Annotated in this window: 17 protein-coding genes and 1 pseudogene; 4 read left to right on the forward strand and 14 right to left on the reverse strand. The window is 69.7% G+C overall.

Going from position 1 to position 15,705, the window contains the following annotated elements; all coding sequences use genetic code 11:
• Positions 1-321 (reverse strand): annotated as a pseudogene (locus tag V8688_RS10845) (acetaldehyde dehydrogenase (acetylating)); the annotation flags it as partial.
• 24 nt (positions 322-345) lie between these two features.
• Positions 346-1,131: a 2-keto-4-pentenoate hydratase gene (locus tag V8688_RS10850; RefSeq protein ID WP_342800736.1), complete on the reverse strand. Its 786-nt coding sequence runs from the start codon at positions 1,129-1,131 to the stop codon at positions 346-348.
• 214 nt (positions 1,132-1,345) lie between these two features.
• Between V8688_RS10850 and kstD the strand changes: the two genes are divergently transcribed.
• From kstD to V8688_RS10865, 3 genes are all read left to right on the forward strand, one after another.
• Positions 1,346-3,025, forward strand: coding sequence for a 3-oxosteroid 1-dehydrogenase (gene kstD, locus V8688_RS10855; protein ID WP_218720574.1), 1,680 nt, complete (start codon positions 1,346-1,348; stop codon positions 3,023-3,025).
• A 37-nt stretch (positions 3,026-3,062) separates the two neighbouring features.
• Complete coding sequence (locus V8688_RS10860) at positions 3,063-3,923, forward strand: MaoC/PaaZ C-terminal domain-containing protein (RefSeq protein WP_218720575.1); 861 nt, start codon at positions 3,063-3,065, stop codon at positions 3,921-3,923.
• A gap of 100 nt (positions 3,924-4,023) precedes the next feature.
• Positions 4,024-4,440: a pyridoxamine 5'-phosphate oxidase family protein gene (locus V8688_RS10865; protein WP_218720576.1), complete on the forward strand. Its 417-nt coding sequence runs from the start codon at positions 4,024-4,026 to the stop codon at positions 4,438-4,440.
• A gap of 7 nt (positions 4,441-4,447) precedes the next feature.
• Here the strand turns inward: V8688_RS10865 and V8688_RS10870 are convergent, their stop codons facing one another.
• The 6 genes from V8688_RS10870 to zapE all read right to left on the reverse strand — a co-directional run bounded on the left by V8688_RS10870 (position 4,448) and on the right by zapE (position 9,758).
• Complete coding sequence (locus V8688_RS10870; protein ID WP_218720577.1) at positions 4,448-4,879, reverse strand: hypothetical protein; 432 nt, start codon at positions 4,877-4,879, stop codon at positions 4,448-4,450.
• Positions 4,876-6,150, reverse strand: a complete 1,275-nt coding sequence (locus V8688_RS10875; RefSeq protein ID WP_218720578.1) for a DUF58 domain-containing protein — start codon at positions 6,148-6,150, stop codon at positions 4,876-4,878. The genes V8688_RS10870 and V8688_RS10875 overlap by 4 nt, the downstream gene beginning before the upstream one ends.
• On the reverse strand, positions 6,147-7,109 hold the full coding sequence (locus V8688_RS10880) for a MoxR family ATPase (RefSeq protein WP_218720579.1): 963 nt from the start codon (positions 7,107-7,109) through the stop codon (positions 6,147-6,149). Before V8688_RS10880 ends, V8688_RS10875 begins: the two co-directional genes overlap by 4 nt.
• A 17-nt stretch (positions 7,110-7,126) precedes the next feature.
• Positions 7,127-7,648, reverse strand: coding sequence for a hypothetical protein (locus tag V8688_RS10885; protein ID WP_218720580.1), 522 nt, complete (start codon positions 7,646-7,648; stop codon positions 7,127-7,129).
• A gap of 70 nt (positions 7,649-7,718) precedes the next feature.
• Positions 7,719-8,654, reverse strand: a complete 936-nt coding sequence (locus tag V8688_RS10890) for a DUF4129 domain-containing protein (protein WP_308248606.1) — start codon at positions 8,652-8,654, stop codon at positions 7,719-7,721.
• Positions 8,655-8,792: 138 nt separating this feature from the next.
• A complete protein-coding gene (gene zapE / locus V8688_RS10895) occupies positions 8,793-9,758 on the reverse strand; it encodes a cell division protein ZapE (RefSeq protein WP_218720582.1) in 966 nt (321 codons plus the stop codon).
• A 63-nt stretch (positions 9,759-9,821) separates the two neighbouring features.
• Here zapE and V8688_RS10900 point away from each other — a divergent pair, with 63 nt between their 5' ends.
• Positions 9,822-10,499 carry a TetR family transcriptional regulator gene (locus tag V8688_RS10900; protein WP_218720583.1) on the forward strand — a complete coding sequence of 226 codons (678 nt, stop codon included), beginning with the start codon at positions 9,822-9,824 and terminating at the stop codon, positions 10,497-10,499.
• Here V8688_RS10900 and V8688_RS10905 read toward each other — a convergent pair.
• Genes V8688_RS10905 through V8688_RS10930 form a run of 6 tightly spaced genes read right to left on the reverse strand, consistent with a single transcriptional unit; the run spans position 10,469 to position 15,704 of the window.
• A complete protein-coding gene (locus tag V8688_RS10905; RefSeq protein WP_218720584.1) occupies positions 10,469-10,909 on the reverse strand; it encodes an NUDIX domain-containing protein in 441 nt (146 codons plus the stop codon). The genes V8688_RS10900 and V8688_RS10905 overlap by 31 nt on opposite strands.
• 10 nt (positions 10,910-10,919) lie before the next feature.
• Positions 10,920-12,089 carry a lipid-transfer protein gene (locus V8688_RS10910; protein ID WP_218720585.1) on the reverse strand — a complete coding sequence of 390 codons (1,170 nt, stop codon included), beginning with the start codon at positions 12,087-12,089 and terminating at the stop codon, positions 10,920-10,922.
• A complete protein-coding gene (locus V8688_RS10915; RefSeq protein ID WP_218720586.1) occupies positions 12,086-12,508 on the reverse strand; it encodes a MaoC family dehydratase in 423 nt (140 codons plus the stop codon). Before V8688_RS10915 ends, V8688_RS10910 begins: the two co-directional genes overlap by 4 nt.
• Positions 12,505-13,458, reverse strand: a complete 954-nt coding sequence (locus tag V8688_RS10920; protein ID WP_316573393.1) for a MaoC family dehydratase N-terminal domain-containing protein — start codon at positions 13,456-13,458, stop codon at positions 12,505-12,507. Before V8688_RS10920 ends, V8688_RS10915 begins: the two co-directional genes overlap by 4 nt.
• 15 nt (positions 13,459-13,473) lie before the next feature.
• A complete protein-coding gene (locus tag V8688_RS10925; RefSeq protein WP_218720588.1) occupies positions 13,474-14,637 on the reverse strand; it encodes an acyl-CoA dehydrogenase family protein in 1,164 nt (387 codons plus the stop codon).
• The gene (locus tag V8688_RS10930) at positions 14,622-15,704 is read right to left on the reverse strand and encodes an acyl-CoA dehydrogenase family protein (protein ID WP_342800737.1); all 1,083 of its coding nucleotides are present in this window, start codon (positions 15,702-15,704) and stop codon (positions 14,622-14,624) included. Before V8688_RS10930 ends, V8688_RS10925 begins: the two co-directional genes overlap by 16 nt.
• Between the last annotated feature and the right edge of the window lies 1 nt (position 15,705).

The raw sequence follows: 15,705 nt of genomic DNA on the forward strand, positions 1-15,705 counted from the left end.
CACGGCGGGTCCGACCGCGGCGGGGGTGAGGTCGACGGCGCGGATGCCGGCGGCTTCGTATTTCGGTGCGTAGGCGCGGTGGACGTAGGCGGAGGTGGCTTCGAACAGCAGGTCCGGCTTCTCGTCGAGAGCCAGCAGCCAGTCCGCGCCCTCGGCGGAGGTTTCCAGACCCAGCCCGCGCGCCCGCTTCAGCCCCTCCGAATCCGGGTCGATGCCGATCATCCAGCGCGGCTCGATCTTGTCCGAGCGCAGCAGCTTGTAGAGCAGATCGGTGCTGATATTGCCGGACCCCACGATCGCGGCGGTGACTTTGCTGGTCACGGTGTACTCCTTGGGAAGTCTGGTTCAGCTGAAACGCAAACGGACGGAACCGAGTCCGGTGAACTCGGCGAGGAAGTCGTCACCGGGGCGGGCGTCGATGGCGCGGGTGCAGGAACCGGGCAGCACGATGTCGCCCTTCTTCAACCGCACCCCGAAGGTCGCGACCTTGCGGGCCAGCCACGCGACCGCGATCACCGGGTCACCGAGGACGGCGTCGCTGCGCCCCTCGGCGATGACCTCGCCGTTGCGGGTCAGCACGGCATCGATGGCCTTGATGTCGATGTCACCCGGGGCGACACGCTCCTTGCCGAGCACGAAACCGGCCGAGGAGGCGTTGTCGGAGATGGTGTCGGCCAGGCCGATCTTCCAGTCGGTGATGCGCGAGTCGATCAGCTCGATCGAGGGCGCGTAGGCGACGGTCGCGGCCAGTACATCGGCCTCGGTGCAGTCCTCGCCGGGCAGGTCGGCGCCGAGCACGAACCCGACCTCGACCTCCACGCGCGGCAGCAGGTACTTCGAGGTGTCGACCGGGACGTCCTCGAAGACCTCCATCTCGGCGAGCAGATGACCGTAGTCGGGCTCGTCGACGCCCATCATCTCCTGCATCGCCTTCGACGACAGCCCCACCTTGTGGCCGACGACCTTGGCACCCGCCTTCAGCCGACGCTGAATGTTGAGCAGCTGGATCTCGTAGGCGTCGACGACGTCGATATCGGGAAACCGGTCGACGAGCGGCGACACGGCGACACGATCGTCTTCGGCGCGGGCCAGTTCGTCGGCGAGTTGAGTTCGTACCGCGTCGGGCAGCACGCGGACCTCCTAGGCAGCACGGGCGGGATGGATCACGACGTCAAAACTGTAACCGGTTTCCCGGAGCATCGTCAGCCGTTCACCTGACAATACAATGCCACCGTGCGTGATTTCTATAACACGTTCCAGTATGTGGAGCGGAAACGCCGAGCCCACTGGAACAAGTTCCAGTTTGGACTGTCAAACCGCCAAACGCTTCTATAACGTGTTGCACATGAGTGATCGGGAATACGATGTGGTGGTCGTCGGTAGCGGCGCCGCCGGGATGACGGCCGCCCTCGCCGCGGCCCACAAGGGACTGAGCGTCGTGCTGCTGGAGAAGGCCGCGCACTACGGCGGGTCGACGGCCCGATCCGGCGGCGGCGTCTGGATTCCGGGCAACAAGGCGCTGAAAGCCTCCGGCCGACCCGACGACCGCGAGGACGCGCGCACCTATCTGCACAGCATCATCGGCGACGTGGTGCCCGCGGAGAAGATCGACACCTACCTCGATCGCGGCGCCGAGGCCTTCGACTTCGTCCTCGATCACACCCCGCTGAAGATGAAGTGGGTGCCCGGCTACTCCGACTACTACCCGGAGGCTCCGGGCGGCCTGGGCCAGGGGCGTTCGTGCGAGCCGACGCCGTTCAACGGCAAGGTGCTCGGGGCGGAACTGGCCAACCTGGAACCGCCCTACGCCAAGGCGCCGCTGAACGTGGTGGTCATGCAGGCCGACTTCGTCCGGCTCAACCTGATCAAGCGTCACCCCAAGGGCATGATGCGGGCACTGCGCGTCGGCGCCCGTACCTACCTGGCCAAGTTCACCGGCAAGCACCTGCTCGGCATGGGTCAGGCGATCATCGCCGCCATGCGCAAGGGCCTGCTCGACGCGGGCGTTCCGGTGCTGCTCAACACCCCGCTCACCGACCTGGTGGTCACCGACGGCAAGGTGACCGGGGTCAAGGCCACCGTCGACGGCGAGCCGGTCACCTTCACCGCGCGCTACGGCGTGGTTCTGGGCAGCGGCGGCTTCGAGCACAACGCCGACATGCGCGCCAAGTACCAGCGGCAGCCGATAACCACTGAGTGGACTACGGGCGCCGCGGCCAACACCGGCGATGGCATCGTCGCGGGCATGGCAGCGGGAGCGACGGTCGGATTCATGGAGGACGCCTGGTGGGGTCCGACCATCTTCAAGGGCGGCAAGCCCTGGTTCGCCCTCGCCGAGCGCAATCTGCCCGGCACCATCATGGTCAACGACCGCGGCGAGCGGTTCGGCAACGAGTCGGCGCCCTATGTCGAGGCGGTGCACACCATGTACGGCGGTGAATACGGCCAGGGCGCTGGTCCGGGCGAGAACATCCCGGCCTGGCTGGTGTTCGACCAGCGCTACCGCAACCGCTACATCTTCGCCGGGCTGCAACCGGGTCAGCGCTTCCCCTCGCGCTGGCTGGAGAACGACTACATCGTCAAGGCCGACACCATCGAGGAGCTGGCCGAGCGCATCGGTGTGCCCGCCGAGAGCCTGAGCGCCACCGTCACCCGGTTCAACGGCTTCGCCGCCGCGGGCAAGGACGAGGACTTCGGTCGCGGCAACAGCCACTACGACCGCTACTACGGCGACCCCACCGTCAAGCCCAACCCGTGCCTGGCCGAGATCTCGCAGGGCCCGTTCTACGCGGCCAAGATGGTTCCCGGCGACCTCGGCACCAAGGGCGGCCTGGTCACCGACACCGCCGGTCGCGTACTGCGCGAAGACGATTCGGTGATCGAGGGCCTCTACGCCGCGGGCAACACCAGCGCCCCGGTGATGGGCCACACCTACGCGGGCCCCGGCGCGACCATCGGACCCGCGATCACCTTCGCCTATCTCGCGGTGCTCGACATCGCCGAGAAGGCCAAGGCCACCGCGTGACGCACGCACAGTTCCCGACCACGCAGGAGTAAGCACCATGCCCATCGACCTCCAGACCGCGCTCGGTGCGCCGACACCGACGCGGGAGTTCAGCTGGACGCCCACCGACGTGCAGCTCTACCACCTCGGCCTCGGCGCCGGCGCGCACCCGACGGACCCGGTCGAGCTGACCTATCTCGACGACCGCGCCCCCCAGGTGCTGCCGACCTTCGCGACGGTGGCCCCGACCCTCGGCGAGACCGAGGCGCCGAAGGTGAGCTTCCCCGGTATCGAGATCGACCTGGCCAAGGTCGTGCACGGACACCAGGAAGTGGTGGTGCACAAGCCGATTCCGGCGAGCGGCAAGGCGACCAGCACCGGCCGGATCAGCGAGATCTGGGACAAGGGCGCCAACGCGGTGATCGTGCGGGAGGACACCGTGGTCGGCTCCGACGGCGAGCCGCTGTGGACGGTCCGGTCCTCGATCTTCGCCAGGGGCGAGGGTGGTTTCGGTGGCGAGCGTGGCCCGAGCGCCAAGGCCGCGCTGCCGGACCGGGCGCCCGACGCGGAACTCGTCACCCCGACCCTGCCGCAGCAGGCCCTGCTCTACCGGCTCTGCGGCGACCGCAACCCGCTGCACTCGGACCCGGAGTTCGCCAAGGGCGCCGGGTTCCCCGCGCCGATCCTGCACGGCCTGTGCACCTACGGCGTGGTCTGCAAGGCGCTCACCGACGGCCTGCTCGACGGTGACGCGAGCCGGGTCGGCGGCTTCCGGGCCAAGTTCGCCGGGGTGCTGTACCCGGGCGAAACGCTGCGGATCAAGGTCTGGCGCGAGGGCGACGAGCTGATCGGCGCCGCCACCGTGGTCGAGCGCGAGGACGCGCCGGTGCTCGGCGAGATCGCGCTGACGATCGCCTGATCCGGCGACGCCCTGGTGCCGGTCCGGCCCACGCCGGCCTCGTCACCAGGGCGTTCGCTCGCGCACCGGAGTTGTCGGTGCGCGGTGCGACCATCGGACGATGGCGCTCACACACTCGGAAAAGCAAGAGTTTCTCGCGCGACCGCATGTGGCCGCGCTGTCGGTAGCTACCCCCGATCGGGGCACGCTCACCGTTCCCATCTGGTACGCCTACACCCCTGGTGGCCGACCGTGGATCACCACCCTGCCCACGTCGGCGAAGATGCAAGCGATCACCGCGGCAGGGCGATTCGGCCTGATGGTCGACACCGTCGCGCCGGAGGTGAAGTACGTGTCGGTCGAGGGAGCGGTCGCCGATGTGCGGCCGTCGACCGCCGCGCAGATAGCCGAGATGGCCGGCCGGTATCTGAGCGGCGACGCCCTCGAGCAGTACCTGGTCTTCGCCCACGAGCAGCTGGGCGAGCACGTCACGGTCTGGCTGGAGCCCGAGCACTGGCTGGGCGCGCTGATCGGGTAGCGCGCGGCTACCCGGCGGGCGGACGCTGGGTGAGGCCGCCGACGAGCAGTGCGTAGATGAGGACGATGAGGACGGGCGCGGCCAGCGGCGCCCACACCAGTTCCACCGGGACCAGGGCGGCGGTGGCGGCGGCGATGGTGAACAGCACCGCGCCGCCGACCGACGGAATCGTCGTCGGCACCACGCCTTCGGGCGCGTGCAGCACGGCCGCGTTGAGCAGGTAGGTGGTGGCGACCAGGCCCGTCGCGGCCGCGGCGACGACCCCGACGTCGGCGAACGCGAGCGCGGCGATCACCACCAGCACCGCGGCGACGGCGGCGGGCCGCCACCACCAGCTCACGATGACCAGCGCGAGCGCGGCCACCCCGGCATACGGGTTGATCAGGGCGACGGCGGCGACCAGCAGCAGGCCGGCGAGCAGGGCGAGGAATCTGGTCATCGGCGCACCCGCACTGTTCGGCGATGGTCGGGCAGCAGGCGCATGGCCTGGTCGAGTCTGGTGTCGGCGGGCCAGGCGATGATGTCGACGCCGACGGTGCCCATGTCGCGATACATCGAGGCCCGCTCCAGCTGCCACATCTTGGCCATGGTCGGGTCGAGACCGTCCTCGAACGGGGTGCCGCGCAGCACGTCGACGGCGATCACCACGTGACCGCGTTTGCGCAGGTCGATCAGCGCGAGCGCGAACTGGGTGTCGAGCAGGGTGGAGAACGCGACCACGATCGCGCCGATCGGCACCGCGGCGTGCGGGGCCAGCGTGCCGGTGGTCTCGACGTGCTCGTCACCGACGCCGAGCACGGTATCGACGATCCGGTAGAACTGCCTGCGGCCGATATCGGGGCGCAGCCAGCGCGGCGAATCCCCCAGGCACACCACCGCGGTCCGGTCCCCGGCTTGCAGGGTGGACTGCACCACCTGCGCCGCGCCGCGCACCGACAGCTCCAGCGAGGCGGTGGCCGGGCCGGGCGCCTGCTGGGAGGTGTCGACCAGGACGACCACGTCGGCGGAGCGATTGGTAAATCGTTCGGTGACGTAGAGCCTGCCGCGGCGCGCGCTGACCGGCCAGTTCACGGTGCGCAACTGGTCGCCGGGCGCGTAGGCGCGGATGTCGGCGTATTCGACACCGGGACCGTGCTTGCGGGTCAGATGGGTGCCGATCCGGTCGGGAAGTTCGGTGCGCGGCAGGCGCATTCGATGTGGATCGGCGATCGGGTAGACATACAGCTTGGCGGCGGGCAGCTCGGCGGTGGCCACCGCGAGCCCGGCCGGGCTCAGCGCGGACACCTTGACCTGCACCGGATACCGGCCCCAGCGCGCCGCCGACAGCGCCAGCTCCAGGCCGGCCGGAGCACCGCCGGAATCGTGGGCCTCCTCGATCTCGAGTTCGAGGCCGGTCAGCGGCATCGGTGTCATCCGCAGCAGCGCGTGTCCGCTCTCGACGAAGGCCGCGGCGTTGCAGCCGACCACCTCGCCCTCGAAGCAGCGCACGGTGCCGCTGCCGTCGACCTGGATCCTGGTCGGGTTCTGCTGCCAGGGCGCGGTGGCGAGCACGCCGAGCATCGGGGCGGCGAAGACCACCAGCTGCCATTGCCCACGCAACACCGCGACGACCAGCGCCGCCGCGGCGCACCCGGCCAGGATGAACACCAGCGGGGCGGGCCGCCAGCGCAGGTCGACCTCGACCGTCCTGGATTCGTCGCGGTGCTTCATGTGCTGGTGGCGCGGGGCACCGGTAGCCGGCGCAGCAGTTCGGCGATGACGTCCTCACCCCGGATGCGGCGCACCCACATCTCCGGACGCAGGGTGATGCGGTGCGCCATCGCGGGCACCGCCAGCGCCTTCACATCCTCGGGGATCACGTAATCGCGGCCCAGCAGCAGGGCCCGGGCGCGCGACATCTGCACCAGATCGAGTTCGGCGCGCGGGCTGGCGCCGACCTCGACCTGCGGGTGGCTGCGGGTGGCCGAGGCGAGCGCCACCACGTAGTTCACGACATCGGGATGCACGGTGACGAATTCGACCGACTGCCGCATCTCCATCAGCCCCTGCGCGTCGACGACCTGGCCGACCTGCGGCGGCGTCGCGCCGCGCTCGAGCCTGCGCCGGATCATCTGCGTCTCGTCCTGCTCGGACAGATAGCCCAGACGCAGCTGGATCGCGAACCGATCGAGCTGGGCCTCCGGCAGCGGGTAGGTGCCCTCGTACTCGATCGGGTTGTCGGTGGCCAGCACGATGAACGGCTGTGGCAGCAGGAAGGTTTCGCCGTCGATGCTCACCTGCCCCTCGGCCATGGCCTCCAGCAGCGCCGCCTGCGTCTTGGGCGGGGTGCGGTTGATCTCGTCGGCGAGCAGAACATTCGTGAAAACCGGACCGCGACGGAAGTTGAACCGGCCCGACGACATGTCGTAGATCGTCGAGCCGAGCAGGTCGGCGGGCAGTAAATCAGGCGTGAACTGCACGCGGGTGAAATCGAGGCCGAGCGCGGCCGCGAAGGACCGCGCGATCAGCGTCTTACCGAGACCTGGCAGGTCCTCGATGAGAACATGTCCTCCGGACAGCACGGCGATCATGATGAGCTGCAACTCATCTCGCTTGCCGACCACGACTCGGCCCAGCTCACGCAGCACGGCGTCGGAGCGCTGGACGGTCACGTTCAACGGCATGGTCATCGGTGGCCTCTAACCCCTCACATCGTCTGCAATCGGCGCAGGATCTCGTCCAGCGCCTCTTTTCCCGGCGCGCGACCGGTTTGGTCGCGCAGTGCGGAATTCGCCGGGTCGACCCAGCGCCACAGTTCGGGTCCGAACTGCAGCTGCCCGGCCACCTCGGTGGCCCGCCGGTTCTTGGCGACCCGCAGGCCGGTCGACAACTCGAATTCCTTGGCCAGCAGAGGCCGCAGGTGGCGGTCCCAGTCGGCGCGGGTGCCGTCGGCGCGGGCGGTCAGCATCTCCGCGCGCGCGTGCCAGCGGCCGAGCATCTCGGCCGGGCCGTTGTCGATGTACTCGGTCAGCGGTTCCTCGCGCACCACGCGATGCCGCAGCGACCACAACAGTGTGGCCAGCGTGAGCGCCACCGGCAGAGCGACGGCGAGCAGCACGGTGTCGCGGGCCAACCGCACCAGCGCGACCTCCATCAGCAGCACCACCACGACCGCGGTGACGATGACGGCCGAACGGTTCACCGCCGCACCGGATTCCGGTGATGTCATGCTGACTCCATTCGGCAGGCTCGGGCGCCCCGCGCGGTGACGCGAGCTGCCGACTCCTGGCGCTGACCGCTCATGCCGGTACCAACCTTCGCTGCAGATCCGACAGGACGATGCGGAGAAGCTGTTCGGCGCGCATGCGCTGCCATTCGAGCATCGAGTGCGGGCTGAACCGCGCCTCCTCGAACAGCGCGACCAGCTCGCGCGCCGAAGCATCGTGCAGCACACCGCTTTCGAAAGCGCGGGCCAGCACTTCCATGGGGGTGTCGGAGGCTTGCGGGCGGGCGGCGCGGTCGCTGGACAGTCCGCGCTCCATGGCCACGTAGCAGGCGATGATCGCGGTGCGCGGGTCCTGGCCGGGCGCGTTCATCGCGGCCAGGCCCATCTCCGCGGCCCTGGTGAGCGAGTCGACCGCGCTGGGCGTGACCTCGGGCTGGACGGCGGCGGCGGGCGCGGGTTCGCGCCGGGTGGCGACCGCGACCACGACGAGCCCGAGCAGCGCCACCGCGATCAGCACCACGGCCAGCACGGCCGCGATGATGAGCGCGGTGCCGGTGAGTTCGGCGGCGCCGGTGCCCGGATCGGGGGCGGGGGCGTCGGTCGGCGTCGGGACGGGGCCGGAGCCTTCCGGCAGGGTCTCGGCGGCCGGGCGCATCGGGCGGGCGCCGGGCAGCAGGAACAGCGCGGTCACACCGCCCGCGAAGACCAACGCGATCGCGGCGAGGACGATCGGACCCAGCAGAGCCAGCCTGCGCCACCGGAAACGCGGCGCCGCTTCGCGTTCGGCTTGCGGCATCGCCAGCGGGAGGCGATGCTGACTGGCGATCACCCCGGCGACCAGGATCACCACGGATACCAGCAGCAGCACCGGCATCACCGCCACCAACAGTGGCGAGGGCGTGCTGTTCGATTCGGCGGGTCCGGCACCGGGGAGGTAACCCTGCAACGCGATCGTCGCAGCGACGAGCAGTGCGATCACGACGATCGCCCGCGGAATGGGCTGACTCACCCCGATCACAGCTGTACCACCAAACCCCAGAGCCTGCACAAAACAGCCACATAGTTACACGCCGAGTGGTTCGCTCGGGAGGAAATCGATAGTTTGGATGACCTCCCCTTTTATTGTCCCCCCGAATTCCGTGTCTTGTTACGCGGTGCGAACGATCGCCGCGTCGACCAGCGGCAACTCCCCCAGTCGGCTCGCCGTCCTGGCCAGATCGGGAACCGCCGGCACGCCCGCGGTCAGCTCGGGCGCGGGCTCGCGGGCGTGGATGGTGCAGGGCAGGTCGGCGTCGTAGAGGACATCGACAAGGTTGACCAGACGCATCGCCCAGTCCGGCGGCACCTCGCGCAGCGGCGGGACCCCACGCAGCGTCCACCGGCCGAATCGCCTGGTCAGACGGAGATAGTCGGCGGCGCTGGTCGGGGCGCCGCACAGGTGCGTGAAGTCGAAGGTGACGGCGTCCGGCGCGACCGCGAGCGCGCGCACCGTTCGGCCGTCACCCAGGTCGAGGTCCTGGCCCCGCGCCGTCGGCGCTTCGGCGTCCAGAACGTACCGGCCCGCGAGGAAACCGCTGTCCCGATGGGCGCCGATGGTGCGGTAGTCCAGCGGACCGTCGAGGGTGACGACGTCGAGGTGGGCGAGGATGCGCTCGATGGTCGGCACGAATCGGTCGTGGAACAGCGGATTCGGCAGCAGCTCGGCAGGCGGGTAGTTCGAGGTGACGACCAGGGTCCGGCGCCCGGCGAACAGGGTGTCGAGCAGCCGGGCGATGAGCATGGCGTCGCCGATGTCGTGCACGTGGAACTCGTCGAAACACACCAGGTCGGCCTCGCCGAGGAGCGCGGTGACGGCCCGTTCGATCGAACCGAGGGCGTGGGTGGTGGCGTGCAATTCGGCGAAGAAGGTGTGGAAGTGGTAGCGGCGCTTGCGCTCCGGTGCGGCGGCCGCGAAGAACCGGTCCATCACCATGGTCTTGCCCCGGCCCGGCCTGCCGTGCAGGTAGACGCCGCGGTGCCGCTTGCGTGGCCTGCCGTGCCGGTCGAGCAGCGCGACCAGCGCCGCGGCAGCCGTGACCTGCGCCGGATCGAGAACAACCGCTTCGGATGTCATGCCAACCTCCTCGTCCTCTACAGTTGTAGAGGATCGGCGAATCGGCGACCAGGGAAGGTGACGATGTCCACAGACCGGCGCGCACGGATCGTGACGGGCGCGATCGACCTCATCGCGACCAGCGGGATTCGCGCCCTCACCCATCGCGCCCTCGATGCCCGGCTGGGATTACCGCTCGGCTCCACGTCCTACTACTTCCGCACCAGGCAGACGCTGGTCGAGGCGGTCGCCGACGGGATCACCGCACGCTCGCGCGCCGACTTCGCCGCGGCGCGCGGCGGGCCCGGTCCGCGCAGCAAACCCGCAGCGGAGGCCACCTCCGCCGACCGGGAAGGGGCACCGGAGGCGGTCGCGCGCGGGGTCGCCGCCTGGCTGGATCAGCTGCTCGCCCGGCGCCGCAACGAGCTGATCGCCCGGCATGCGCTGATCGTCGAGACGCTCTCCGAACCCGAGCTCCGCGCCCGCCTGGCAGGCAGTTTGTTCTCCGTCGACCGGGCCACCGAGCTGTTCACCGCCCTCGGCTCACCCCGGCCCGGCGACACGGCCTGCGACTTCCTCGCACTACTGGAAGGTCTCGTCTTCGACCGGGTCGCCGGCGTGCGCGCCGAGGTACCGGCGGGTACGACCGACAGCATCGAGCAACTCACCCGCCCCCTGTCGATATTCCTGACCGGTGTGGCCGAATCGGCCGAGCACGCTTCCCCATCCGATCAGGCGTCTGCCCAACCGAATTCGGAATAAGGCTCCTTCGAATTCATCGCCGCGATTCCGAGAGCGGAATATTCGATCAGATCAGCGGGGAGTTCGTGCGGCGTAAACCACTGCACCGCATAGCATTTATCGGGTTCCCGATTGAAAGGCTCGCCCTGCCAGCGATCGGCGCGAAAGAACAGCCCGAGCCGCGCGTCGCGGCCGGGCGCGGTCACGTGGGCGACATGGATCAGCCGCAGCGTGGCGGGGTCGATGTCGACCCCGACCTCCTCCGCGGCTTCCCGTGCGGCGGCGGCCGTCACCGACTCTCCGATCTCCAGTTTTCCCGACGGCAGATGCCACCGGTGGTCGTACTCGTCACCGCTGCGGCGCAGGCTCAGCAGGAGCGCGCCGTCGCGGATCAGCAGCAGGTGGACGTCGACCAGGTGGCGTGGGGTCACCCGGTCGAGCCTACGAAGTGAGCACCAGCCCCGAGGTGGGAACGCCGGTGCCCGCGGTGACCAGGATGCGCTCCAGGTCCGCGACCTGGTTGACCGACGTGCCACGGATCTGGCGGACCGCCTCGGCGATGCCGTTCATGCCGTGGATGTAGGCCTCGCCCAGCTGGCCGCCGTGGGTGTTGAGCGGGAGCCTGCCGCCGACCTCGATGGCGCCGTCGGCGATGAAGTCCTTGGCCTCGCCACGTCCACAGAAACCCAGCTCCTCGAGCTGCATCAGCACGAAGGGAGTGAAGTGGTCGTAGAGGATCGCGGCCTGCATATCGGCCGCGCTCAGGCCGCTCTGGGCCCACAACTGGTCACCGACGAGGCCCATTTCCGGCAGGCCGGTCATCGCGTCGCGGTAGTAGCTGGTCATCACGTACTGGTCGGCGCCGCTGCCCTGGGCGGCGGCCGCGATGATCGCGGGACGCTGCGGCAGGTCGCGGGCGCGCTCGGCACTGGTGACCACGATGGCCACGCCGCCGTCGGACTCCTGGCAGCAGTCGAGCAGGTGCAGCGGTTCGGCGATCCAGCGCGAATCCTGGTGCTGTTCCAACGTGATCGGCTTGCCGTAGAAGAAGGCGTTCGGGTTCACCGCGGCGTGCTTGCGATCGGCCACCGCGACCGCGCCGAAGTCGGCACTGGTCGCGCCGGTGACGTGCATGTACCGGCGCGCGACCATCGCGACCTGCGCGGCCGGGGTGCCGAGACCCTGCGGGTAGGCCCAGCCCGCGTCGATGCCCGAGGACGTCGGCGCGGCCGCCAGCGCGGGCGAGAACTGCCCGAACCTGGCGCCCGAGCGCTCGTTGAACGCGCGGTAGGCGACCACCACGTCGGCGACTCCGGTGGCCACCGCCATGGCGGCCTGCTGCACGGTCGCGCAGGCCGCGCCGCCGCCGTACCCGATGTGGCTGAAGAACTTCAGGCTCGGGATGCCGACGGCCCTGGCCACGGCGGCCTGGGTGTTGGTGTCCATCGTGAAGGTGGTCAGGCCGTCGACGTCGGCGGGCGTCAGACCCGCGTCGGCCAGCGCCGCGCTGACCGCCTCGGCGGCCAGTCGCAGCTCACTGCGGCCGGAGTCCTTCGAGAAATCGGTGGCGCCGATGCCGACGATGGCGGCATGCCCGGACAGGCCCGTCATGAGTTCTCCAGAGAGGGAAGGGCGATCACCGCGGTCGCCGTGATGTGCTCACCGAGGCTGTCGCGGCCACGCACATCGAGGGTGACCAGCGCGCCGGACACCGCGGTGACGGTGCCCGAGAGGGTCAGTGTGTCACCGGCGTACAGCGGCACCCCCAGGCGCAGCGCGATCGACTTCACCAGGGCGCTGGGCCCGGCCCAGTCGGTGACGAAGCGCTGCACCAGGCCGGTGTCGGTGAGGATGTTGACGAAGATGTCGCTGGACCCGCGCTCGACGGCCTTGTCGCGGTCGTGGTGCACGTCCTGGAAATCCCTGGTGGCCAGGGCCGTGCTGATCACGAAGGTGGGATCGGCGTGGATCACCAGCTCGGGTAGCTTGTCGCCCACCGCGACGGCGGCGGGTTCGGTCGTGGCGGTCACTGCGCGGCCTCCCAGTAGGGCAGAACTGTTCCGTCGGCTAGCTTTTCGAAGGCGACCCGGACGGGCACGCCGACGGCGACCTCGCCCGGTTCGATGCCACGCAGCTCACCGAGCATGCGCACCCCTTCGTCGAGTTCGACGAGGGCGACGACGAACGGCAGGTCGCGGCCGGGCACCTTCGGCGCGTGGTGCACGACGAAGCTGAACACCGTGCCGGTTCCCGCGGCGACGACGTAATCGGTGGTCTCGGCCTTGTCCTGCCACAGGGCGGGAATCGGCGGATGCCGCAGCGAACCATCGGGCAGGCGCTGGATGCGCAGTTCCCCGATTTCGGTACCGGCCCAGAAGAATTCGGTGTCCTTGGAGATGACCGGACCGACCCGCTCGGCGGGCGCGACCGCGATGTCGGACGCCGCGGCGGCTTCCTTGGCGGCGGGCACGAATTTCAGGATGCGGAACAGCATTTCGGTGACCACCTCGTCACCGACCGACCAGGTGGTGGTGAAGGTGAGGAACCAGCCGTCGCCGAGCCCGGTGCGCTTGGGGCCCTTGAACTCCGAGAGCCGGCTGGCGACGGTCACCTCCTCGCCCGGTCGCAGGTAGCGGTGGTAGGTCTGCTCGCAGTTGGTGCCGACGACGGAGGTGAAGCCCGCGTCGTCGAGCAGCTGCGTGGCCAGGCCGAGCGGATCGTCGGCGGTGCGCACGCCGTGCAGCCCGTTCATCGTCCACACCTGGGCCATCGCGGGCGGGGCCACGATGCCGGGGTGACCGGCGGCCTTGGCCGCGGCCTCGTCGACGTAGATCGGGTTGGTGTCGCCGATCGCCTCGACCCAGTTGTGGATCATCGGCTGGTTCACCGGGTCACGCCCGGCCCGCGGCGCGGACTCGCCTGCCGCGGCCAGCTTCGCCAGCGCTTCGGGAATGTCTTCGGGGGTGATGCTTTCCGGCACGCCCTGCTCCTTAGTTCATCGGGGGACGCGCGGCAGTTCCAGGCCCGCGGAGGCGACCAGTTCGCGCATGATCTCGTTGACGCCGCCACCGAAGGTGACGACGAGGTTCTGCTTGGTCCGCCGGTCCAGCCAGTCGAGCAGCTCGGCGGTGCCGGGCTCGGCCGGATCGCCGTAACGGCCGACGATCTCCTCGACCACGCGGCCCGCTTCCTGCAGCGACTCGGTGGAGAAGATCTTGGTGGCCGAGGCGTCGGCGATCACGGTGTTCTGCGCTGCGGCCGGATCCGCGGCCGCGACCTGCCAGTTCAGCAACTCGTTGAGCCGCACCATGGTGCGCACCCGGCCGAGCGCGCGCCGGACCTCGGGCTCACCGAGCAGCTGATGCCGCGCCGTCCAATCGTGCAGGCGGTCGTAGAGCTGCTCGATCTTGCCCGACGGACCCAGACTGACCCGCTCGTGGTTGAGCTGGGTGGTGATCAGCCGCCAGCCCCGGTCCACCTCGCCGACCAGCATCTCCGCCGGCACCCGGACATCGTCGAAATAGGTGGCGTTGGTGTGGTGGGCGCCGTCGCAGGTGATGATCGGGGTCCAGGAGTAGCCCGGATCCTTGGTGTCGACGATCAGGATGGTGATGCCGCGGTGGCGCGATTCCACCGAACCGGTGCGGCAGGCCAGCCAGACGTAGTCGGCCTCGTGCGCGCCGGTGGTGAAGATCTTCTGCCCGTTGACGATCCAGTCGCCGTCGCTGTCGCGCACCGCGGTGGTGCGCAGCGCCGCCAGGTCGGTACCCGCTTCGGGCTCGGAGTAGCCGATCGCGAAATGGATGTCGCCGGAGAGGATTCCGGGCAGGAACTTCTTCTTCTGCGCGTCGGTGCCGTACTTCTGCAGCGTCGGGCCGACGGTCAGCAGCGTCACCAGGGGCAGCGGCACATCGGCGCGCACCGCCTCGTTGAAGAAGATCTGCTGTTCCATCGGGCCGAAGCCCTGGCCGCCGAATTCCTTCGGCCAGCCGACGCCGAGCCAGCCGTCGCGGCCCATCCGGCGCACCACCTCGCGGTAGGCGTCGCCGTGCCGGTTGATCGCCATCGCGGCGTGTTCGGCCGGCGTGACGAGATCGGCGAAATAGGAACGCAATTCCTCGCGCAACCGCCGCTGTTCGGCGGTCAGATCGATGAACATCTTGCTCCCAGAAGGTCGAGGCGCAGGCCCTCGCCACCGAGCAGACGGGCGAGATCCTTGGCCTGTGAGTAGTAGCGGTGCATCGGGTGGGTGATATCCACACCCAGTCCACCGTGCAGGTGATGACATTTCTGCATGGCGCGCGGAACTTCGGCCGCCGCCCAGTAGGCGAGCACGTCGAGGTCCTCGTCGACGCGGTGCTGGTGTTCGGGCGATGCGTCGTCGGTGGCCAGTGCCCAGCACGCCGATTCCGCCGCCACGTGCAGCGTGCGCGAGACCACATACAGATCGGCGATCTGCTGGGCCACGGCCTGGAACTCGGCCAGCGGCCTGCCGAACTGTTCGCGGGTGCGCACATGCTCGGCGGTCAGCGTGAGCGCGCCCTTGAGCAGCCCGTCGGCGACCGCGCCGATGGTGGCCAGCGCGTAGCGGTGCAGCCGGGGCAGCACGTCGGCGGGCAGCAGCTGATCGGCGGGGATCTCGACGTCGTCGAGCACCACCGTCGCCTCCGGGATGCCGGCCGAGCCGGCGACCGGCAGGAGCTCGAGCCCCGGCGCGACCGATTCCACGAGCGCGACGCCCGCGTCGGTGGGCACCAGGATCCAGCGCGCCTGTTCGGCGTAGATCACGCCGACCTTGCGGCCGGTGATCCGCACGGTGTCACCGTCGCGGACCGCCTTGGTGGTCGGCGCGGTGGTGAACGGCGCGCCCGGCTCGCTCAGCGCGGCCGTGAGCACGGTGCCCTTGCCGACCTCGGCGACCACGCGGCCGGCCAGCTCCGCCGACAGCGACGGCAGCAGCGGCAGCACGCCGAACCCGAAGGTCGGCAGCGCGGGCACCGCCACCGCGTCGGTGGCCAGCTCCATGAGCAGGGCCGATACCTCCAGCAGGCCCATGCCGTCGCCCCCGAACTGCTCGGGCACGGGGACCGCGAGCAGGCCGGAGTCGATCAGGCTCGGCCACAATTCCATATCTCGGGCCTGCTCACGTTCGAGCAGGCTCACGACCACCTCGGCTACGGCGTCGGCGCTTTCGTCGCGGGTGAAATCCACGGCGTCCTCCCTCATC

Source organism: Nocardia sp. No.11 (genome assembly GCF_038752175.1).
Taxonomy (GTDB): domain Bacteria; phylum Actinomycetota; class Actinomycetes; order Mycobacteriales; family Mycobacteriaceae; genus Nocardia; species Nocardia canadensis.

Bases quoted from the DNA above. Each gene is read 5' to 3' on its own strand.
- kstD (WP_218720574.1), top strand. From the start codon at position 1,346: ATGAGTGATCGGGAATACGATGTGGTGGTCGTCGGTAGCGGCGCCGCC.
- V8688_RS10860 (WP_218720575.1), top strand. From the start codon at position 3,063: ATGCCCATCGACCTCCAGACCGCGCTCGGTGCGCCGACACCGACGCGG.
- V8688_RS10865 (WP_218720576.1), top strand. From the start codon at position 4,024: ATGGCGCTCACACACTCGGAAAAGCAAGAGTTTCTCGCGCGACCGCAT.
- V8688_RS10870 (WP_218720577.1), bottom strand. From the start codon at position 4,879: ATGACCAGATTCCTCGCCCTGCTCGCCGGCCTGCTGCTGGTCGCCGCC.
- V8688_RS10875 (WP_218720578.1), bottom strand. From the start codon at position 6,150: ATGAAGCACCGCGACGAATCCAGGACGGTCGAGGTCGACCTGCGCTGG.
- V8688_RS10880 (WP_218720579.1), bottom strand. From the start codon at position 7,109: ATGACCATGCCGTTGAACGTGACCGTCCAGCGCTCCGACGCCGTGCTG.
- V8688_RS10885 (WP_218720580.1), bottom strand. From the start codon at position 7,648: ATGACATCACCGGAATCCGGTGCGGCGGTGAACCGTTCGGCCGTCATC.
- zapE (WP_218720582.1), bottom strand. From the start codon at position 9,758: ATGACATCCGAAGCGGTTGTTCTCGATCCGGCGCAGGTCACGGCTGCC.
- V8688_RS10900 (WP_218720583.1), top strand. From the start codon at position 9,822: ATGTCCACAGACCGGCGCGCACGGATCGTGACGGGCGCGATCGACCTC.
- V8688_RS10910 (WP_218720585.1), bottom strand. From the start codon at position 12,089: ATGACGGGCCTGTCCGGGCATGCCGCCATCGTCGGCATCGGCGCCACC.
- V8688_RS10925 (WP_218720588.1), bottom strand. From the start codon at position 14,637: ATGTTCATCGATCTGACCGCCGAACAGCGGCGGTTGCGCGAGGAATTG.
- V8688_RS10930 (WP_342800737.1), bottom strand. From the start codon at position 15,704: ATGAGGGAGGACGCCGTGGATTTCACCCGCGACGAAAGCGCCGACGCC.